Source organism: Blautia sp. AF14-40 (genome assembly GCF_003479665.1).
In the GTDB taxonomy this organism is placed as follows: Bacteria; Bacillota; Clostridia; order Lachnospirales; family Lachnospiraceae; genus Fusicatenibacter; species Fusicatenibacter saccharivorans.
Window position 1 is genome coordinate 36,606 of the sequence record NZ_QUHK01000020.1, and the last position, 20,291, is coordinate 56,896.

At 46.4% G+C, this 20,291-nt stretch carries 18 protein-coding genes and 1 riboswitch; of the genes, 4 read left to right on the forward strand and 14 right to left on the reverse strand.

Features of this window, described 5'->3' with window-relative positions; genetic code table 11:
• Positions 1–48 precede the first annotated feature (48 nt).
• Positions 49–1,392, reverse strand: coding sequence for a hypothetical protein (locus tag DWW13_RS13430; RefSeq protein WP_147343061.1), 1,344 nt, complete (start codon positions 1,390–1,392; stop codon positions 49–51).
• Positions 1,393–1,513: 121 nt separating this feature from the next.
• Here DWW13_RS13430 and DWW13_RS19185 point away from each other — a divergent pair, with 121 nt between their 5' ends.
• From DWW13_RS19185 to DWW13_RS13450, 4 genes are all read left to right on the forward strand, one after another.
• Positions 1,514–2,116, forward strand: a complete 603-nt coding sequence (locus tag DWW13_RS19185; protein WP_118720314.1) for a hypothetical protein — start codon at positions 1,514–1,516, stop codon at positions 2,114–2,116.
• A 346-nt stretch (positions 2,117–2,462) separates the two neighbouring features.
• Positions 2,463–2,657: a hypothetical protein gene (locus DWW13_RS13440; protein WP_118720316.1), complete on the forward strand. Its 195-nt coding sequence runs from the start codon at positions 2,463–2,465 to the stop codon at positions 2,655–2,657.
• A 153-nt stretch (positions 2,658–2,810) separates the two neighbouring features.
• Complete coding sequence (locus tag DWW13_RS13445) at positions 2,811–3,527, forward strand: histidine phosphatase family protein (protein WP_118720318.1); 717 nt, start codon at positions 2,811–2,813, stop codon at positions 3,525–3,527.
• A 25-nt stretch (positions 3,528–3,552) separates the two neighbouring features.
• Positions 3,553–4,797, forward strand: a complete 1,245-nt coding sequence (locus DWW13_RS13450; RefSeq protein WP_118720332.1) for an aminopeptidase — start codon at positions 3,553–3,555, stop codon at positions 4,795–4,797.
• Positions 4,798–4,911: 114 nt separating this feature from the next.
• Here the strand turns inward: DWW13_RS13450 and DWW13_RS13455 are convergent, their stop codons facing one another.
• From DWW13_RS13455 to ptsP, 13 genes are all read right to left on the reverse strand, one after another.
• Positions 4,912–6,279: an MATE family efflux transporter gene (locus DWW13_RS13455; protein WP_118720320.1), complete on the reverse strand. Its 1,368-nt coding sequence runs from the start codon at positions 6,277–6,279 to the stop codon at positions 4,912–4,914.
• A gap of 162 nt (positions 6,280–6,441) precedes the next feature.
• A complete protein-coding gene (gene rsmI / locus DWW13_RS13460) occupies positions 6,442–7,287 on the reverse strand; it encodes a 16S rRNA (cytidine(1402)-2'-O)-methyltransferase (protein WP_118720322.1) in 846 nt (281 codons plus the stop codon).
• Between the two features lie 4 nt (positions 7,288–7,291).
• Positions 7,292–7,975 carry a tRNA1(Val) (adenine(37)-N6)-methyltransferase gene (locus DWW13_RS13465; protein WP_055226320.1) on the reverse strand — a complete coding sequence of 228 codons (684 nt, stop codon included), beginning with the start codon at positions 7,973–7,975 and terminating at the stop codon, positions 7,292–7,294.
• 169 nt (positions 7,976–8,144) lie between these two features.
• Positions 8,145–9,047 carry a PSP1 domain-containing protein gene (locus tag DWW13_RS13470; protein ID WP_055226011.1) on the reverse strand — a complete coding sequence of 301 codons (903 nt, stop codon included), beginning with the start codon at positions 9,045–9,047 and terminating at the stop codon, positions 8,145–8,147.
• Positions 9,048–9,051: 4 nt separating this feature from the next.
• A complete protein-coding gene (gene holB / locus DWW13_RS13475; RefSeq protein ID WP_022461270.1) occupies positions 9,052–10,041 on the reverse strand; it encodes a DNA polymerase III subunit delta' in 990 nt (329 codons plus the stop codon).
• A gap of 54 nt (positions 10,042–10,095) precedes the next feature.
• Positions 10,096–10,692, reverse strand: coding sequence for a guanylate kinase (locus tag DWW13_RS13480; RefSeq protein ID WP_055226007.1), 597 nt, complete (start codon positions 10,690–10,692; stop codon positions 10,096–10,098).
• A gap of 27 nt (positions 10,693–10,719) precedes the next feature.
• Positions 10,720–11,409 carry a response regulator transcription factor gene (locus DWW13_RS13485; RefSeq protein WP_022461272.1) on the reverse strand — a complete coding sequence of 230 codons (690 nt, stop codon included), beginning with the start codon at positions 11,407–11,409 and terminating at the stop codon, positions 10,720–10,722.
• Complete coding sequence (locus tag DWW13_RS13490) at positions 11,406–12,899, reverse strand: sensor histidine kinase (RefSeq protein ID WP_055267274.1); 1,494 nt, start codon at positions 12,897–12,899, stop codon at positions 11,406–11,408. Before DWW13_RS13490 ends, DWW13_RS13485 begins: the two co-directional genes overlap by 4 nt.
• Before the next feature lie 175 nt (positions 12,900–13,074).
• On the reverse strand, positions 13,075–14,262 hold the full coding sequence (gene metK / locus DWW13_RS13495) for a methionine adenosyltransferase (protein ID WP_055267252.1): 1,188 nt from the start codon (positions 14,260–14,262) through the stop codon (positions 13,075–13,077).
• 106 nt (positions 14,263–14,368) lie between these two features.
• A riboswitch (SAM riboswitch) is annotated at positions 14,369–14,481 on the reverse strand.
• Between the two features lie 192 nt (positions 14,482–14,673).
• Positions 14,674–16,896, reverse strand: a complete 2,223-nt coding sequence (locus DWW13_RS13500) for a sensor domain-containing diguanylate cyclase (RefSeq protein ID WP_118720324.1) — start codon at positions 16,894–16,896, stop codon at positions 14,674–14,676.
• 300 nt (positions 16,897–17,196) lie between these two features.
• Positions 17,197–17,490 carry a hypothetical protein gene (locus tag DWW13_RS13505; protein WP_238046140.1) on the reverse strand — a complete coding sequence of 98 codons (294 nt, stop codon included), beginning with the start codon at positions 17,488–17,490 and terminating at the stop codon, positions 17,197–17,199.
• 198 nt (positions 17,491–17,688) lie between these two features.
• A complete protein-coding gene (locus tag DWW13_RS13510; protein ID WP_118601690.1) occupies positions 17,689–18,231 on the reverse strand; it encodes a hypothetical protein in 543 nt (180 codons plus the stop codon).
• Between the two features lie 418 nt (positions 18,232–18,649).
• Entirely contained in the window at positions 18,650–20,278 is a 1,629-nt protein-coding gene (gene ptsP, locus DWW13_RS13515) for a phosphoenolpyruvate--protein phosphotransferase (RefSeq protein WP_118720326.1), read from the reverse strand.
• Positions 20,279–20,291: the final 13 nt, after the last annotated feature.

Below are 20,291 nucleotides of genomic sequence, written 5' to 3' on the forward strand. Positions count from 1 at the left end.
GGAGAAAAGCTGTCCCGAAAGAATCCTTTATTTTCCTGGAAGCGCGGTTTATAAGGTGCCTCCATATTCCACAATCATGTTTCGAATAATATCCAGCGTCTCCTCCTGTGACCATGCCATGTTTCCATTCTCCAGAAACTGGCAAAATTCATATAGTTTTTGTGAGAAGCCGGATTCTTTTAAAATATAATATTGCAATCCATGACTTGTATTGTTCCAAAATGCAATTCCATTATGAACATTAGAGCTACATACAATGGAGATATGTTTCGGCAGCTGGACGAAATTTTCTTTTACACAAATGCAGGAATGAGGTGTGTGCAGCATATATTGATAATAACTTTTCAACAGCCACAGGCGCATCGCAGGATCAAGAGGCTTATAAAGCATATCCGGATAGCCTGCAATGCGTCCCTGCTCCATTAATTGTCGTAAGCCAGATATACAGAAAATATGTACCATACTTTCCGTTTCCATGTGCCGGATCCGCTGAAAGAGAGAAGATAAAAGCTGTTCCTTTTCCACTCCATCCAGGATGATCTGCTGTTTCAGTACATTTAACGGAATCAGATGCAGAAGACATGGTGAATATTCAATATAATAGTTATGCGTTACATAGCCTTCATTCATCATAACATTGACATCTTTTACATAAGCATTTAAATCAGAGCAAAACAACATTTCCTTTGCTATTTTTCTTTCCTGAATAAAGGAATTCTTCAGTAATTGTATTTGTTGCGCATCTCTGAGAATAATTCCTTTCGCCGTATGAAAATTGATTCCAATTGCAATATGGTCTGTGATCAGCCAGTTGGGAAGTAAGCCTGCTTTTTTCGCCTCGGACTCAGCAGAAGAAACGTAATAATAAAATGGTTTGTAGTTTTCATAGTTCATTGCCGGTTTCAGACTGCATATTTTCCGAAGGTTATCCAGTGTATTTTCCGTTGTCTGATTCTGCAGCAAAGGAAAAAGATGCTCTAATCTGCGATAGGGCACTTCATGAATAATCTGAACAAGATATCGTAAATGTTCCAGTGAAATTTCCGGAGTACATAAGCAAATCGTGGAATCGGAAGCATTTATCATTGCTTTTCGAATACACGCATAAATTGCAAAGATATTGTCCAGCGTCATATCCGTATCCGGAATTCCTGAAACACTTGTAGAAACAGAGACTTGAGGAAATTCAACCACATCCTGCTGGATAATACGGATCAGTTCTTCCATACATTGCCACTGGCTCTTTCCCATTTTTTCCTGGCGATAAAGGAACAGGAGATCTGCTCTTGTATTTCCGGTGCATTCCATCGCATCAAGAAGACAGGTCAGGCGCTCTTCTTCTTTTGGAATACGTTTTCCTTTACTCATTTTAGAAATGTAATCCAGCTGCATACCACTGGCCTCAGACAGATAATATAAAGTTTTTCCTGTATTTTTTATTTCCTTTTCAAGCCTTTGTGAAAAATCGCTCATGTAGTATCAAAGTTCCTTTCCGGACAACAGCAAATATCCGATGGCTTGGGCAGAATGCTGTTTTCCTGTCGACATTGATCTAAGTATACAGGAAAAAGCCAAAATATGCAAAATTTTTCACACAAATTCATCTGCTTTTTCTGCAAAAAAGCTTTATATCATTTATAACATTACGAAGGAGAAAACTAATATGCTTTTCATCGCTATCCTAATCTTAATCTTTTTGATGTATCGATTTTTTACCTTTCGTGCCGAAATGGTTTTTACTATGTCCTTAATTGCCCCGATCATGATCGTAATCGGTGCCTGCTATTTACCTGGAAAATATCATGAAGCCGGAATTTTTCTTCTGGTTATCGGTGCATTTATGCTGGCCGTTGTTCTGCTTATCTGCCGTCTCACTGCACGGGGTGTTGAAAAAGGACTGCGGCTGGAGTATTACAAAAACCTGATTATTTATGGCGCCCTCAAATTTTTACAGAACCTTTCTAAAGCGACGATTGTTTTTAGCTTTCTGGCCGCTTCACTGGGTGCCTTCTCTATGGACTACAAAGAAAGACTGGATACCAAAGGAAGAAAAATTTATGTAGATGATAACCTGCGTGACCCGGAAGGCAACCAGTATGAAGAAGTAGAAAAGTAAAAAAAGCAGGCACGAATCACCTTTTTCGGGAATCGTGCCTGTTTTTTTACGTATGCATCAATTTCAAAAATTCATTCTCCGGCATTTCAACACCAAGTAGTGTCTTCATCATCTGAAGAAATACATCATGGGTTTCTTTTTGAGCGTTCAGACAGACCTTGATGACCGACAGTTTATCATCCTCTTTCCTCTTGCTGCATTACTTTTTGTTTCCCCTTACGCTGTTTTTACTATAGCATATTTTTCTCCTGTTTGCACCTACCTACAGGACTGCTACTAGCTACTCTCTCAAGATGCAGCGTATCAAAAAGGGAGCTTCCGCTTCACAAATTTTTATTCGTTAAAAGTGTATCATTGTGAAACGCTCGTTGCGTCCGCCAGAGGAAGCCTGCGGATCTGCCCGGAAGAAGTCTCCTGTGACTATTTTGACTGGTGCGAGGGAAAACTTTCCGCGATCAACCAGTACCATGGCGAATACATGGCGCAGTACAACTGGGCTGAGTTTACCAACGGGGAGCTGAACTGGGGGAGATGCCGATAAGAAATTCACACAAATCTGACTATTTATGATATACTGAATGAAATGCTCTTAGTTCTGAATTCTTTTATGCTCCGGCACAGATCTTTCGGGACGAAATTTTACTTTTCTATGTCGAAATCCACCATTTTTTCGACATACGAAGAAAGGAACGTTATGAAAATTATTTTTATCCGCCACGGCGAACCAAATTATGAAATTGATTCTCTGACCGAAAAAGGCTGGCGCGAGGCCGAGCTGCTTTCGAAACGCACAGCAAAATGGAATGTCACCGATTTTTACTGTTCTCCGCTTGGCCGTGCGAAAGATACGGCTTCTTTTACACTGAAAAATGCAGGCCGCGAAGCCGAAATTCTCCCATGGCTGCGGGAATTTGATGCACCTGTCATTGACCCGGAAACGGGAAAACGCCGGATTCCATGGGATTTTCTGCCGGATGTGCTCGATGCAAACCGGGATCTCTATGACCAGGATTTCTGGACGAAAAATCCGATTATGCAGACCGGAAACATGGACGAGAATTACCATTTCGTGACCGACGGACTCGATGCACTGCTTGCGCGCTACGGCTATGTACGCGACGGCTACCGCTATCACGCTTCGGATGAAACAAACCGGGAAGCCGTCATCGTCTGCTTCTGCCATCTCGGCGTCACCTGTGTGGCACTGTCGCATCTGCTGAATATGACGCCGGTACAGCTCTGGCAGGGCATGTTCCTGGCGCCGACTTCCGTCACAATTGTCGGAAGTGAGGAACGCAAGCCGGGTGAAGTGTACTTCCGCTGCCAGACCGTCGGCGATGTCCATCATCTGCTTTCCGCGGGCGAACCGGTTTCGTACTATGGAGCCTTTAATGATCCATTTCAGTTTTAAAAATCACAAAAAGGAGTCTTTTATCATGAATGAAGCAAAATTTCAGGCAAAATTAAGAGAATATGCAAAGCTGATCGTAAAAATCGGCGCAAATGTACAGAAAGGACAGCGTGTCCGCCTCCAGGCCGGCATCGATCAGGTTCTGCTTACCCAGATGGTGACAGAGGAGTGCTATCAGGCGGGCGCAAGCTATGTGGAAGTGATCTGGGAATGCGGTGAGATCAACAAAATGCATTATCAGTATGCCACCGCAGAAACGCTTGGCGCGGTTCCGCACTGGGAAGAAGAGCGTTTCAAACAGATGACGGTTGATCTGCCGGTTCGCATTTTCATCGACTCCTCCGATCCGGACGAGCTCGCCGGCATTCCTGCGGACCTGCTCTCCACCGTTCGTCAGATGCGTGGAAAGGTCATTAAAAAATACCGTGACCAGCTCGATGGAAAGCATCAGTGGCTGATCGTTGCCGCCGCTTCTCCAAAATGGGCAGAAAAAGTATTCCCGGGCGAGCCGGAGGATATTGCTGTTGAAAAACTGTGGGATGCTATTTTCGACTGTGTTTACTTAAAAGACGGCGAAGATGCAGAAAAGATCTGGCAGGCACACTGCGACCTCATGACCCAGAAAGCCAGCTGGCTGAATGAGCAGGCATTCCACAAGTTGCATTACACCAGCAAAAACGGTACGGATTTCACCGTTGAGCTGATTCCGGGCGCAAAATGGAGCGGCGCCGGTGATATCAACCATACGAACAACACCTTCTACGTTCCAAACATGCCGACCGAAGAAGTCTTCACCAGCCCGATGAGAGGAAAATGTGAAGGCCGTCTCGTTTCCACAAAACCTTTAAGCTGGTCGGGACAGATCATCAACAACTTTACCGTCGATTTCAAGGATGGAAAAGTCGTTGACTGCCACGCAGAGCAGGGCGAAGAGGTTTTGAAAAAAATGTTCGCCATGGACGCCGGTGCTGCAATGCTCGGCGAGGTTGCACTCGTTCCGAAAGAATCTCCGATTAACCAGTCCGGGCTGATGTTCTTTAATACCCTTTTCGATGAAAACGCATGCTGCCACGTTGCCGCTGGCGCCGGTTTCCCTGAGGTGCTCGATGGATTTCTGGAGATGAGCAACGAGGAAATTCTGGAAAAAGGTGTGAATGATTCTCTGATCCACGTTGACTTTATGGTTGGATCGGATGACCTGCACATCGTAGGTATCCGCGAAGATGGAAGCGAAACCGATATTTTTGTAAATGGTACCTGGGCAGAGTAAATCTGCTGTTTTTCGCAATAGAAGCAGGGGACTTCCTTTATTTAGTCAAAAAAACAGACCCGGGGCAATCTACCGTTTTTTGTAGACTGCCCCGGGTTTTGTTTTTGAAAAAAATCAGTTTCCAGACTTCCCTTTTCTCATATAAGGATTTCGATACAGCGAAATCACAAGTTCTGCTGCCATGAAGCACCAGATGATCGGTTCGCACCAGATCACGGCACTGTAGTGGTAGCGCGGGATAAACACCATCGCAAAAATAATTTTTCCGAAAAGCTCAATAAAACTCGACAGCAGCGGAAGAATCTTTTCTCCGAGTGCCTGCAGTGCAAGGCGGCTGCAGTTGACGAGGCCGAGCGCAAAGAAGAACGGAATGGCTACACGGAGGTAGCGGGCTCCGTTTCCGAGGACAGTCGGGTCGGACGAGCCGGAGATCAGATGAACCATCGTCGGTGCAAGCGGCGTGACAAGGAGAATCAGGCATGCGGTCACGCTGAAGCAGAAAATATAAGCATAGCGAATGCCTTTCCGTACGCGCTCCCAGTTGTCCGCGCCGCGGTTCTGTGCCACATACGTGTTGACTGCCTGTGCCATCGAGGAAAGCGGCATCATCGAGAAGGAAAACAGCTTTCTCGCAGCCGTGTGTCCCGCAATTGTTTCATAGCCAAGGCTGTTGATGCCCGGCTGCAGGACAATCGAACCGACATAGATAATACTGCTCATAAATCCCATCGAAAATCCCTGTGCCAGAAGCTCCATGTACAGTCCGCGATCCGGTTCAAAATGACGTTTTTCCGGAAGCAGAATTTTTGCTTTGGTAACAATATAAATCAGGCAGAGCACGACGGAAATTCCCTGCGCAATCACGGTTGCAATTGCAGCACCGCGAACACCCATGCCGAAAGAACGGATAAACAGCAAATCCAGTACAATGTTTACCAACGATGAAATAATCAGGAAAACAAGCGGCATAAAGCTGTTTCCGATTGCTCCCAACAGACCGGAGCACAGGTTGTAGGCAAACATGACAAACAGAAAAACGGATAGAATTGAAATGTAGCTGTAGGATTCTTCGAGGATTTCTGCCGGTGTTTTCAGCAGCCGCAACAGCGGATGCATGAAAATCGTTGCAAGAACGGTGACCACCAGTGTAATGGTAATACCAATAACGATACAGGATGCAACGGATTTTTTCATCCGTTCCGTCTCCTGTCTTCCAAAGCATCGCGCCGTGACGATCGCGAGCCCGTTTCCGACGCCGAACGTAAATCCGGTCATCATTTCATAGATCGACGAGCAGGCACCCATAGCTGCAATCGACGAATCGCCGAGTGTATGGCCGACAATCAGTGTGTCCATCGTGTTGTAAATCTGCTGAAATACACGGGATGCCATGATCGGAAGTGCAAAAAGAAGCAGAGATTTCAGAATCGAGCCGTGAAGCAGATCAACCCGGGAACTCCGCTGGGTTTGTGACTGTGACATAAAAAATTTCCTCCCTCAAAAATACTTCATTATTCCTATTATAACAGACGGGAGTAGCTACCGGACAAGGAATATCTCCAAATCTGTAAAACAAATACAATAACACAAAATTTTACAGATTTTCATACTTCTTCCTCTCTTTCCTTCTCTTAGAGCGTGTCGTTATTCTTTTCCCAGTAAATACTGATAAATATCTCTCTTCGTTACGCCACGGTCTTTTGCCACAAGCTTCATCGCCTCTTTCCGCGCAATCCCCTGGTCTTCATACCGTTTCATATGTTCCTCAATCGAAATTTCCTCAAACGCAGCCTTCGCCTCGTCCTCGATTTCTTTCTGGCTTCTGCCCTCGATGACAAGAACGCATTCGCCTTTCGGATCTTCCTGTTCGTAGCGGGTGATGGCATCTTCAATCGTGGTCTGCCATGCCGTCTCGTGTTTCTTGGTCAGTTCCCGGCAGAGTGTCAGCCGCCGGTTGCCAAGCGTCTCCAGCAGCTCCCGCAGCGTTTTCAGCAGATGATGCGGCGCCTCGTATACGATCATCGTCCGCGTCTCGTTTTTCAGCCGTTCCAGCGCCAGTTTATGTTCTTTTTTATCCGGCGGAAGAAATGCTTCGAAGACAAATCTTCTCGTTGAAAGTCCCGACAGTGTCAGTGCCGTCACACACGCGCATGCGCCCGGCAGGCTTGTCACTTCGATGCCTGCCTCGTACGCCATCTTCACCAGCTCCTCACCCGGATCAGAAATTCCCGGTGTTCCGGCATCCGTGATCAGCGCGATATTTGTTCCCGCCAGCAGCTTCTGCACCAGCTCGCGGCCCTTGTCGTATTTGTTGTATTCATGGTAACTCGTCATCGGCGTATGAATCTCAAAATGGTTCAGCAGCTTAATGCTGTTTCTCGTATCCTCCGCCGCGATCAGATCGACCTCCTGCAGAATGCGGATTGCACGGAAGGTCATGTCCTCCAGATTTCCAATTGGTGTTGCACACAAATATAATTTTCCTGCCATGTTCTTATCTCCCGTCTCCATATAATTCCCGGATGTCCTTTGTATACACGCCCGGCGTCTCATACACAATCAGCGGTTTCTCCACGGTAATTCTCGGATTCCCGCCTTTCATCGCCTCGATCAGCACCATGTTCGGCTCCTTGTCCACAAACGGATAAACGAGCTGCATCCTTTTTGGTTCCAGATGATATTTTTTCAGCGTCGAAAAAATCTCCGCCAGCCGGAACGGCCGGTGCACCAGATAGAACCGTCCTTTCGTCTTTAAAACCGCCGATGCCTCTTTCGCAATATCATCAAACGAGCACAGCACCTCATGCCGCGCAATCGTCTTCGCCTCAAGCGCATTCGTCAACCCGTGCTGCCCCGTCATGTACGGCGGATTGCACGTTACCACATCAAACACTTCTTTTCCAAACTGCTGCGATGCCGTCTTCACATCTCCCTGGAAAATCTCAACATCATTTTCCAGATGATTGTACCGCACACTCCGCTGTGCCATCTCGGCACTGTACTCCTGAATTTCCAGCCCGGAAAAATGCTCTCCGTTTGTCTTCGCCTTCAGCAGAATCGGCACAATTCCCGATCCCGTGCAGAAATCCATCGCCCGCTCCCCGCGCTTCACCTTCGCGTAGGATGCCAGCAGCACCGCGTCAATGCCATAGCAGAAAAGGGATGGATTCTGTATCATCCAGTAACCGTTCTGCAGATCATCGAGCCGCTCACCCGGCTTCAAAAATTCTTCTTTTCTATCCAATGAAAATCCCTCCTCCTGCTGACCGCCCAGCGCCGCATCACACAAAAAGAAGCGTCAGTTTTACCCGGCGCTTACTTTTTTCAAAATGCATTCCAAATCAATCTTATTCCGGCTGTTTTGCCTCTTCCGAAGAAGCCTGCTCCCCGGAGCTGTTTCTGTCTTTTTTCTTCTCTTTGCCTTTTTCCTTCTTATGCTTCGGCTTGAACTTGAGCTCTTCCACCGGGCACTCCCGCATTTCCTTCTCATCGTTCACATCCACCAGCACTTTTACGAGCTGACGAAGCACATTCACACCGGAAACCTCACCTTTCATGCCGTCCGGCAGCGTTACGATATCGCCGACACCCGGCAGCTTGCGGTTCAGGTATTCATAGGTTTCCTGCTCGTTTTTCAGGCAACACATCAGTCGTCCGCAGACACCCGAAATCTTCGTCGGGTTCAGGGACAGGTTCTGCTCTTTTGCCATCTTGATCGAAACCGGTGCAAACTCGGACAGATACGTATGGCAGCAAAGCGGTCTGCCGCAGATGCCGATTCCGCCGAGGATCTTTGTCTCATCGCGGACACCGATCTGGCGAAGCTCGATTCTCGTCTTAAAGACAGCCGCCAGATCCTTTACCAGCTCACGGAAATCAATTCTTCCGTCGGCGGTAAAGTAAAACAGCATCTTGTTATTGTCAAACGTATACTCTGCATCGATCAGCTTCATCTCCAGGTTGTGCGCCCGGATCTTCTTCTGGCAGATTTCAAACGCTTCTTTTTCTTTCTTGCGGTTGCTCTCCTCCCGCGCATCATCCTTCGGCGTTGCAATGCGGATGACTTCTTTCAACGGCTGGATCACCTTGGAATCGTCAACTTCTTTTGGCCCCAGCACAACGAAACCATACTCTACGCCGCGCGCCGTCTCAACGATAACGTGGTCGCCCACGCAGATGTCCAGCTCTCTCGGCGAGAAATAATATACTTTTCCTACGTTTCGAAAACGTACTCCTATAATTGTTATCATGTTATCAGTTTTCCTTCATTGTCAGGAACATAAGCTCCATGGTTAAATCAAAATTAACATTCGCGTTCAGGCGGGCTCTCGCCTTCTGAATCGCCTCTATAATCTTCTCCAGGCCTTCGTATGAGCTCTTATTTGCTCTCTCACGGATTCCATTCAGCTCCTGCTTGAACACAAGGGAATCGACCTCTTTTGTCGCCTTAAAGAGCAGAACATCGCGGAACCATAAAGAAAAGATATCGAAGTAATCATCAATATTGTCTTTTTCGGCCGTCAGTTTTTTGATCGTCTCCACGATTTCATACAGCGGCATACTGTCGGCGTACTTTGCCATGCGGAGTGCACTTTCCAGCGTCTCCTCGTATTCCGGAGAACGGGCAATCCGCTCTGCTTTTCCGATATTTCCCTGCGCCAGGGACGCATCAACCTCTGCCTGGTAATCCGGCACATGCATTTCGTTCATCAGATAATCTTTCACAAGCTGGTCTCCCACTGGTTTTAAATTTAACTGCACGCAGCGTGACGAAATCGTCGGAAGCAGCGCATCCGGGTTGTCTGCCAGAAGCATGACAACTGCGTAGGCCGGCGGCTCCTCGATCGTCTTCAGCAGCGCGTTCTGCGCCTGAAGTGTCAGCTTCTGCGCCTCGTCGATGATATAAATCTTGTACGGACTGCTGTACGGCTTGATCATCACATCGTTAATGAGCTGCTCGCGGATTTCATCGATGCTGATGGTGTTCGGCTTTTCATGCTTCACATAAATGATATCCGGATGATTCTGGCTCTGTGCCTTTTTACAGGACGGGCATTCCATACAGGGCTCGACCCCGTGCTTCTCGCACTGAAGCGTCATCGCAAACAGTGAAGCCATCATTTTCTTTCCCGATCCACTCTCTCCGCCAAAAAGATAAGCATGAGATACTTTATTCATCGAAATGGCATTCTGTAAATGCGTTATGATTTCCTGATGTCCTACAACCTTCTGAAAACCCTGCATAAAATCACCCCCTGGAGTTCTTTTGTATTTCTTACTAATACTGCATTAAGTATATCACAACTTTTTCTGTTGTTCCACAAAATTCTGAATTTCGGAAAAACAGTCTTCCGGCGTAGAATTATTGGAAAATCTGCGGACAATTCCAGCTTCCGCAATTTTCTCCTCCGTAAAATCCTCACAGTCCGCCAGGAATCTCCGGCACATCTCCGCGTATTTCGGCTCTGTCTGTTTTCTTTCCCGTTCCAGTGCCCGCGAAAGCCGCAGCCCATCGTCCACCTCGACATACAGCGGAACCATCGCCTGCTCCCCGAAGTATGCCTTTAATTTCAGATACGATTCCAGTGTCCCGATTCCGAGATAATCATGCTTCGCAAGATCAATCTGCCCGTCATCCGCCGTAAAATAATACCACGGCCCCTGCACCGTCGAATACATGCGCTCCTCGATAATCTTTCCGGCCTCCCGCAGTTCCGAAAGCCGTTTTTCATCCACAAAGAAATACTCTCTTCCGTCCTGCTCCCCGCTCCGGATCGGCCGTGTTGTATACAGGACAAACGGTTTTAAATCCAGCGCCGTCTCCTGGATCAGATGCTCATAAATATGATCTTTCCCTGACGCACTTTTTCCCATCAGATAGTAAATTTTTCCCATTTTATCTCTCCCCGAAACACAGATTCTTTATGCCTTAAACCGATATCCAACGCCCCAGATCGTCTCGATATACTGCGGCTTTGCCGTATTAAACTCTATTTTTTCACGGATCTTCTTGATATGCACCGTAACCGTCGCAATATCTCCGATGGACTCCATATCCCAGATCTCACGGAACAGCTCTTCTTTCGTGAAAACGCGGTTCGGATTCTCCGCAAGGAAGGTCAGCAGATCGAACTCTTTCGTTGTAAACTGCTTCTCCTCTCCGTTCACCCACACGCGGCGTGCCGTTTTGTCAATCTTGATGCCGCGGATCTCCACAACATCATTCTCTTTCTTGCCGTTTCCGACCAGACGGTCGTACCGTGCCAGATGCGCTTTCACGCGTGCAACCAGCTCACTCGGAGAAAATGGCTTCGTCATATAATCATCCGCACCAAGGCCGAGTCCGCGGATTTTGTCGATATCATCCTTCTTTGCCGAAACCATGATAATCGGAATATCTTTCTTCTCACGCACCTCACGGCAGATCTCAAAGCCATCCACCTCCGGCAGCATCAGATCCAGAATCAGCAGATCAAAATCCTCTTTGACCGCCCGCACAAGACCGGTGTCTCCCTGGTTTTCAATCTCCACCTCAAAGCCCGAAAGCTCGAGATAATCTTTCTCCAGATCTGCAATGGATTCCTCATCCTCAACAATCAGTATTTTACTCATGAAACAGGTACCTCCTGATATTTTCTTAATACAAAGTACATCGTGGTTCCCACCCCTTCTTTGCTGGTGGCCCACACTTTTCCGCCGTGGTCTTCGAGAATCTTCTTCACGATGGAAAGACCGATGCCGCTGCCGCCTCTCGTGCTGTTGCGGGACGCGTCGGTGCGGTAGAAACGGTCGAAAATCTTCGTCAGATCCTTCGTCGCAATTCCCTTTCCGTTGTCCTCAATCTCCACCTGCACAAAATCTCCGACATCACGCAGACGGATGTTGATGACCTTATGGCTCTTGTCCATATATTTGATGGAATTGCTTACAATGTTATTGATGACACGCTTGATCTGCTCCGCATCCGCGATGACGACCGGGTCGTCCTCGAGATAATTAAAGTATGTCAGGTCCACATGCTGCGCGTCAAGCTCCAGATTCAGTTCCTCCACGCAGTCATCAAAATAATCCGCAATGTGAATCTTGGAAAACGTATACGGAATGCGGTTCGTGTCAATCTTGGAATAAAACGTCAGCTCATTGATCAGACGGTCCATCTCATTCGCTTTGTTGTAAATGGTGCGGATGTAGCGGTCCATCTTCTCCGGCGTATTTGCCACACCGTCCATGATTCCCTCGACATAACCCTTGACCGCGGTAATCGGTGTTTTCAGATCATGCGAAATGTTACTGATCAGCTCTTTATTCTCTTTGTCAAACTCGACTTTTTCCTCCGCTGTCTCTTTCAGCCGGATACGCATCTCCTCAAAGTCCTCGCAGAGGTCATTAATCTCCGCCACGCCGCACGGTTCAACAGTGAAATCCAGATTTCCGTCTTTGATATTCTGTGTCGCCTTTTTCAGCTGCTCGAGCGGTCCGATCACACCGCGGTAAATCCAGAAGCTCAGGCCCAGACTGGTGAGCACCAGAATCAGCACAATCACGATGCCTAGCTCTTTTACCATGCCCGTAATCTGCGGCGCAATCTGGTCTGTCTTGGTGACGATAAACGCACTGCATTCTTTTCCGTCCGAGTTCTCATAGTCCACCTGTTTGACCATCCACTGTTTTTCATTGCGGAAATAAACGCCGCCCTTCAAATTGGCCCCCGGGTCACCGTATTTCGGCAGCTCATTTTCCAGCTCCTCCGACGACAGCTCCTCCGAGCCATTGTAAATGATAACACCATCCTCGCGCACCGCGATAAACGACTGTTTTTTCTGCAGTCTTGCATTCAGAACAGAGAGATAATTCGTTTCTTCCAGCTTTGCCGTATCCGATTTCGCGGTATCCTCTACTTCGTCGTACTCTTCTGATGTCATCGCATTCAGCAGCAGGGTGTTGTTCGAAATCGTCCGGTATGTTGCGTTCGCAAGACCGTATTTTTCACCGATAATCTTTGCTTTATACCCTACAAAAAAGTAAAACGTCAAGGCACACATCACGATCGGAACCAGTATGATGATGAAAAAAGAAATGATTACTCTCGTCCTTAATTTCATGCTTTTCTTCTTTTTTTCCATATAAGATCCACCTGTTTTCCAACACATATTTCGTACTTTTGCGCACAAAAAATCCCCAGTACGCAGTCTAAATTTATTATAGCACAACGCCTGAGGATTTTTCATTAACTTAGATGAATCTTTCTAAACTTTCTATAAACAGAAAAGCCTGAAATTAGAGGTATTTCTTCAGGTCTTCTACTTTATCCAGTTTCTCCCACGGCAGATCCAGATCGTTTCTTCCGAAGTGGCCGTAAGCGGAAGTCTGTTTGTAGATCGGACGGCGCAGATCCAGCATTTTGATGATTCCAGCCGGACGAAGGTCGAAGTTCTCACGAACGATATCGGTCAGTTTGTTGTCGGACAGTTTTCCTGTGCCGTAGCTGTCGATCATGATAGAGGTCGGATGAGCGACACCGATTGCGTAGGAAAGCTGGACCTCGCATTTGTCGGCAAGACCTGCTGCTACGATATTCTTTGCTACGTAACGTGCCGCATAAGCTGCAGAACGGTCTACCTTTGTACAGTCTTTTCCGGAGAAAGCTCCGCCGCCGTGACGAGCGTATCCGCCGTAGGTGTCTACGATGATCTTACGTCCGGTGAGGCCGGAATCTCCGTGAGGTCCGCCGATTACAAAACGGCCGGTCGGGTTGATGAAGAACTTGGTGTGCTCATCTACCATGTCTGCCGGAATGATTTCGTCGAATACGTATTTTTTGATATCCTCATGAATCTGCTCCTGGGATACTTCCGGATCATGCTGAGTGGAAAGAACAACCGCATCAAGACGGAACGGTTTGCCGTTCTCATCGTACTCTACGGTTACCTGTGTTTTTCCGTCCGGACGCAGGTATGTTAAAGTACCGTCTTTGCGGACTTTGGTCAGCTGGCGAGCCAGTTTGTGTGCCATGTAGATCGGGTATGGCATGTACTCTTCGGTCTCGTTGGTTGCGAATCCGAACATCATTCCCTGATCTCCTGCTCCAATGGCATCGATCTCCTCATCGCTCATATTGTTCTCTTTTGCTTCGAGCGCTTTGTCTACACCCATAGCGATATCGGTGGACTGTTTGTCAATTGCAGTTACAACAGCGCAGGTATCTGCGTCAAATCCGTATTTTGCACGGTCGTAGCCGATTTCGCGAACGGTATCACGTACAACCTGCTGGAAATCAATGTGTGCGTTGGATGTAATCTCACCCATTACCATAACGTATCCTGTTGTAGTACAGGTTTCGCAAGCTACACGGCTCATCGGATCCTGCTCAAGCAGCGCATCCAGAATCGCATCAGAAATGGCATCACAGATTTTGTCCGGATGTCCTTCGGTTACAGACTCAGAAGTAAACAGTCTTTTTTCCATTCTCGTTCTCCTTTTTTTCTTCTCTTCTCTTTTGATCTTCTATAAGATCTCTGAACAATAAAAAAGATCCGCAAGCGAAGCGGACCTGAATAGTAATGTTCAAATCCCCTTATTGTTCGAAAATTTCGCTCAGGCTGGCACCTTCCCGTACAGACCATTCTGTCTGGGGGTTGCCGTGGTTTCACAGATCCTATGTATCTCCACCACTCTGAATAAGAGAAAAGCAACTGAATTTTTGATTTTGTTTTTTGTTCCTCTGATACACTATCGCAAAATACGTCATTCGTCAAGAGGAAATGAAAGGAATTGAGACATTTTCTTAGAAGTGTCGGACTCAAACCGCCAAAATCCCGGAAAATACACTGCCCCGGAGCTTCTGGCGGATTTCCGAAGCCCCGGGGCAGCAAAAAATCATGTTTCTTTTTCGTGTTCTTTAATGTAAAGGAATCCCGTCCTGTTTTCCGGCGTGTATTCATCCGTCGGCACAATTTCAATCGTCACCGTCCGCGCTTTTCCATCCTGCTCGCAGTGATATGTGATTGTCTGCGCAGCCTTGGTTTCATCAAACCGCCGGCGGATCGCATCGAGATCTGTTTTTGCAAGATACTCGTCTTTGTCCTCCGGTACAATCCGGTCAGCCGCAGACAGATGCTCCAGCCAGGATGACAGACTCGTCGGTGCTCCGTCCTCCGTCTTCGGCGGTTCCCAGCTCAGGATCCGGTAGCTGTCCTTGTTCAGATTGATTTTCAGCACCTTCGGATACAGCTTGCAGAGCGCAATATACGCGGCCGGCTGTCCTCTCCGGTCCACGCCGTTCCGGCTGTAATACATCGCCTTTTTCTCATACATGCGGATATCCGCTGCATGCGCTATCTCGTGTACGGACTCCCACTCTTTCTCACGGCTTGAGACAATACCGTACGAAATCGTCATGGAATCGATCCGCTCACCCTTCCAGGACTCCACCGTTTCCACAAACTCGTGACGTATTTCCTGCATCCACTGTGAATTTATAAAGAGAATCGCGACAAACTCATCGCCGCCGATCCGGTAAACCTTTCCATAGTCATCAAACGACTTCCGGATGCAGTACGATGCCCCGCGCAGCAGTTCATCTCCCGCCGCATGGCCAAGACTGTCGTTCACAATTTTCAGTCCGTTGACATCCATGGAAACATAGACAAACTCCGTCGATGGCCGCAGCCCGCGGATATCCTTCTCATATGCTCTGCGGTTCAGACATCCCGTCAGTTCATCCGTATTCGATGTCTCGATAAGCATCTCTTCTTTCTTCTTCTCATTTTCAATGCTCTGAATCGTGAAAATTGCCTTCACCGGCTTCTCATTGATGTCTGCCCGGATCGTAACAAACGATGCACGGAACCAGCCAAAATCCTTTCCTACAAACTCTCCGGAGATAATTTTCTTTCCCTTCATGCGCTCCGCAACCGTGTGCAGATCTACGAACTGATCCGCCTGCTCCTGGTACGCCTCAATGACGGTCTCCGCCATAATCTCATGCATTCTCTGATCCGCATTCCGGTAAATCTTTCCGGTCTCCTGTTCCTCCGTCTGGTCGGAATAGGCAATGACGGAATCCTGTTCCAGATTTACCAGATACATCCGATAATAAATCTCTGCCATCGACGCCAGAATACCGTACTGCTCTTTTTTCTCCCGGTTTGCTTTCAGAACCCGCGAAACCAGATACAGCAGGATTGCACACGCAATGCACAGATACAGCGCAACCATCAGAATCGCAATCAGGTTGCTCTCATTATCCGCAGATACCGCAAAGGTAACACCAACCAGGTATTCTCCCAACGGTTCAAAAACGCAGTTGTATTTCTCTCCGTGGATTTTTACAATTCCGCTCACCATCTTTGTTCCGCCGAGGTACGCCCGCGGCATACCGATGGCTTCCAGCTTCTTTCCGATCGTATTCTCATCCGTTGCACCCAGGATTTCATGGGTATCGAGATCTGCCACGTAAAGATTCATGCCCTGATACATCGGCATATTGCTCACTACGGTCGATACATCATTCTGTTTGATCTCCGCCAGAAGCCGCACTGGTTCGATTCCGACCTGAATCATCTTATCTCCTGTGCTGTTCCAGGTGATCGCATACATCATGCTCCTTCCCTCCGAGGTGTTCGGCGTGATATCCTGGCACATCGTAAGACCCTTATTCTCCAGCATCGGCTTAAAGTACTCCATCTGCTCGCCGGAGTCAAAGCTGTATCCATAGTACTCCTGTTTTGTTCCGCTGTAAATTTTTCCCGTCGCATCAAACAGATAAATTTCGTCAATCGACATCAGCGACGCGATTTTCTGCAGCTCCTCCGTATCATTTTCCGCTTCCAGCCTCGACTCCAGAATGTACGACACTGCCCGCGCACGGATAACATAATCTTCCTTCATCGACCTGATCAGATCTATCTCATTCTTCTGATTTTTCTCAATAATGCTGATCGACTGATCCAGCAGCATCTGTGACGTCTTGTCCAAATTTTTACTGTTGACGTACATCAGAATCCCTGCCTGCAGAAACAGTGCCACAACGACCATTCCAACCATCAGAACGATGATGATCTTCCATTTTGTCCGGTCTGTAAATCTGCTTTTCTTCATCTCATAGCCCTTTTCTCTTCCATTTTTTCAACTCTCTTTTTCCTTCCCTTCTTCCGTCCCGGGAATGCGCAAAAATTTTCATTAGTACTCATACTATACCATACTTTCTTAAAATTTTCCTTATTTCATTACAATTATTTGTATAAATTTTATTTTTTATTAAAATAAAACATTATAAATTTGAGCATTTCTGACAAAAAGTGCAAAAAAGAAGGCGTCCCCGCTCTCCTTTCGGATTGCAGAAACGCCTCCTTATTTTTGTTATGAAAGATTTCAAGGTCATGGAAAGATCAGCAGATCTTATTTATGCCACTCCCAGTTGCGGATCTCTTCGAGGTCCTGACCGTACTCAGCGATGTACTGTTTGTGCTCGATGAGTTTGTCGTTCATCTTCTGGATCAGGTGAGCACCCTTGAAACGGTCAATCTTGTTCTGTACACGCATATCGAATGGAGTTGTAATGGTACGCTCCTCCTGATAGCCGTGAACGGACATGTTGTGGTTGTGACGCTCATAGGTCAGCTCGTGGATCAGAGTCGGATATCCGTGGAATGCGAAGATGATCGGTTTATCTTTTGTACTATAAGTGAGCAAGTTCGTGATTTTGCATAAAAAGAAAGACACCTTAAATCGTTCGTGTTGTATAATGAAAGTGCCTAAACAAACATTGCAACATTTACGAAAGAAGGTGCCTCTCGCAAATACTATACATCATTCTACATTCGTATACAACTCTTTTAAGAAATTAAATTTATGCTTTTTTTCACAGGCTCCTAGGGAGGGAAACTTACACTATGATCCAATGGAATATTCAAATGATGCTACACTCAAAATAACAGTAGCCTTTTCATCATTTTTTGAAAAAACCACCATTTGTAGAACGGTATTCTGTTCCCCACTCCACTGGTAAGTCTGGTTATCTAATCCAGTTGTCTCTACGTCTCCATATAAAGAATTCAGTTCATCGACTTCTTTTTGAATCCATTCTTTCGCATCTTTCTCAAGATAGAAAGTAAATGACACTTGATTTAATTGATCATTGGAAAATTCCAGATTCATGTTCGCTTTTGCATTGTCAAGAGAAAGTTCCTCTTCACTTGTATATGTTTTTGCGCTATCTTGGGTCTGTCCCAAATCTTTCTCATCAAATTTTAAAGAACTTTGATTAAAAGTTTCTTCTGTATCCATTCCCCAACTAAAATCTTCATACTGAAAAATCTGTTCTTTTGTACAAAGTCCTTTCAAATCTAGTTTTCTGATTTGATTTTCTCCATTTAATGCGCAACCGACCAAAAGAATCAATGGTAATAAAGCTGTGGCATGTCTTATTTTCATAATAGTGCCTCCTTATTATCTATCCTAAATCTTTGCTTCAACTTATCATTTCTAAATTAGTTCATGGGAAACACCTCCATTATTTTGAATTTTTGTTATTTTCTTGAAGCCATTGTAACATGCCTGTTATTTTTTTACAATATATAGCGTTTTACAATAAAGTTCTGAAGATTTTATTTAACTTGCTGAAAATTAATTTTTTTTAAATGTGTAATTTTTCATATACTCACTCGTATAGGTAAGGTAATCAAGGAAATAATGGTGTTTCCAGTCAACTACCCACGACCTAAAGGTCATGGGTAGTTGACTTCCATCCATGCTGTTCCTACATACTGCGTATATCAAAATCCATGCTGTTCTTTAGCTGTACCGAAAATCCGCTCTATGGTTTCTTTTCTTATCTGCTGTATCTTTTCTTCTACTCTTCTGCTTTCATCTCGCGGACAATCTTCCGCAGCTTCAGAATCATGGACGGAGCAACAGAAAGCTCATCCACTCCCATTCGTACAAACTGCTCCGTCAATGTCAGGTCCGCACCGAGTTCCCCGCAGATTCCTGCCCATTTTCCGCATTTGTGAGCATTTTCCACCACCATACGAATCATCCGAAGAACCGCTTCATGGTGTGGATTGTAGAAATCATCCAGCTGCTCATTCTGACGATCAATCGCCAGGGTATACTGCGTCAGGTCATTCGTTCCGATGCTGAAGAAATCCACCATTTCCGCCAGACGGTCGCTGATCATCACGGCTGCCGGTGTCTCGATCATAATGCCCTGCTCCGGAATTTTATACTGCACTTCCTGTGCTTTCAGCTCTTCCTCTACCTCTGCAACAATTGCGTAGATTTTTTCTACCTCTTCTGTTGATGTGATCATCGGATACATGACAGAAAGGTTTCCGTAAACGGCTGCGCGGAACAATGCGCGAAGCTGCGCTTTAAAAATTTCCGGCTGTTTCAGACAAATCCGGATTGCACGGTACCCAAGCGCCGGATTTTCTTCTTTTCCAAGATTAAAGTATTCTACCTGCTTATCTGCCCCGATATCCAGCGTACGGATAATCACTTTTTTGCCTGCCATGGTCTGCACGGCCTGTTTATATGCCTGAAACTGTTCTTCCTCCGTTGGGAAATCATTTCTTCCAAGATAGAGGAATTCGCTTCGGAAAAGTCCGATTCCACCGGCATCGTTTTCCATCACATAGCCAAGGTCACCAACACTGCCGATATTTGCATAGATGTTGATCTTACGGCCATCCGGCGTAATATTTTCTTTTCCTTTCAACTCCTCAAGAAGCTTCTGTTTTTCTGCTTCTTCCTGCATTCTTTTTTCGGTTTCCTTCCGCACATCCTCCTCCGGCTCAAAGATAACCTGACCTGAAAAACCGTCTACAACGGCCGTCATGCCTGTTTTCAGACCGTTTAAATCCATCGGGACGCCGATTAATGCCGGAATATTCATCATTCGCGCAAGAATCGCAGTATGAGAATTGGTAGATCCATGCACAGTCACAAACGCAAGTATTTTTTCTTTGTCCATCTGTACAGTTTCACTCGGACTTAAATCGTCTGCCACTATAACAGATGGTTCCATAGAACTCAGGTCGTTATCTCCCTCACCGCTTAAATTGCGGACCAGACGTTCGGAAATATCTTTTACATCTGCGGAACGAGCCTTCATATATTCATCATCCATAGCTGCAAACATCTCTGCAAAATTATCGCCGGTTGCTGCCGCTGCATATTCTGCATTTACCAGTTCTGTCCGGATCATGTTCTCCATTGATTCCAGATAGTCCTCATCCTCCAGCATCATCTGATGGACTTCAAAGATCGCCGCACTTGCCTCTCCAACTTCCCGGACTGCCTTGTCATACAGTCTGCCAAGCTGTTTTTTCGAAACCTCCACGGCTTCTTTCACACGTTTTACTTCTGCTTCCGAATCTTCAATCCGGGCTCTTTTAACCTGGTAATCATTTTTCTTCAGAACCGCAACCGGTCCCATAACAATTCCTTTATATACGGATTTCCCCTGAAAATACTGCATTTTTTATCCTCCG

Bases quoted from the DNA above. Each gene is read 5' to 3' on its own strand.
- DWW13_RS13430 (WP_147343061.1), bottom strand. From the start codon at position 1,392: ATGCAGCTGGATTACATTTCTAAAATGAGTAAAGGAAAACGTATTCCA.
- DWW13_RS19185 (WP_118720314.1), top strand. From the start codon at position 1,514: ATGGCTTGGGCAGAATGCTGTTTTCCTGTCGACATTGATCTAAGTATA.
- DWW13_RS13445 (WP_118720318.1), top strand. From the start codon at position 2,811: ATGAAAATTATTTTTATCCGCCACGGCGAACCAAATTATGAAATTGAT.
- DWW13_RS13450 (WP_118720332.1), top strand. From the start codon at position 3,553: ATGAATGAAGCAAAATTTCAGGCAAAATTAAGAGAATATGCAAAGCTG.
- DWW13_RS13455 (WP_118720320.1), bottom strand. From the start codon at position 6,279: ATGTCACAGTCACAAACCCAGCGGAGTTCCCGGGTTGATCTGCTTCAC.
- rsmI (WP_118720322.1), bottom strand. From the start codon at position 7,287: ATGGCAGGAAAATTATATTTGTGTGCAACACCAATTGGAAATCTGGAG.
- DWW13_RS13465 (WP_055226320.1), bottom strand. From the start codon at position 7,975: ATGATACAGAATCCATCCCTTTTCTGCTATGGCATTGACGCGGTGCTG.
- DWW13_RS13470 (WP_055226011.1), bottom strand. From the start codon at position 9,047: ATGATAACAATTATAGGAGTACGTTTTCGAAACGTAGGAAAAGTATAT.
- holB (WP_022461270.1), bottom strand. From the start codon at position 10,041: ATGCAGGGTTTTCAGAAGGTTGTAGGACATCAGGAAATCATAACGCAT.
- DWW13_RS13480 (WP_055226007.1), bottom strand. From the start codon at position 10,692: ATGGGAAAAATTTACTATCTGATGGGAAAAAGTGCGTCAGGGAAAGAT.
- DWW13_RS13485 (WP_022461272.1), bottom strand. From the start codon at position 11,409: ATGAGTAAAATACTGATTGTTGAGGATGAGGAATCCATTGCAGATCTG.
- DWW13_RS13490 (WP_055267274.1), bottom strand. From the start codon at position 12,899: ATGAAATTAAGGACGAGAGTAATCATTTCTTTTTTCATCATCATACTG.
- metK (WP_055267252.1), bottom strand. From the start codon at position 14,262: ATGGAAAAAAGACTGTTTACTTCTGAGTCTGTAACCGAAGGACATCCG.
- DWW13_RS13500 (WP_118720324.1), bottom strand. From the start codon at position 16,896: ATGAAGAAAAGCAGATTTACAGACCGGACAAAATGGAAGATCATCATC.
- DWW13_RS13510 (WP_118601690.1), bottom strand. From the start codon at position 18,231: ATGAAAATAAGACATGCCACAGCTTTATTACCATTGATTCTTTTGGTC.
- ptsP (WP_118720326.1), bottom strand. From the start codon at position 20,278: ATGCAGTATTTTCAGGGGAAATCCGTATATAAAGGAATTGTTATGGGA.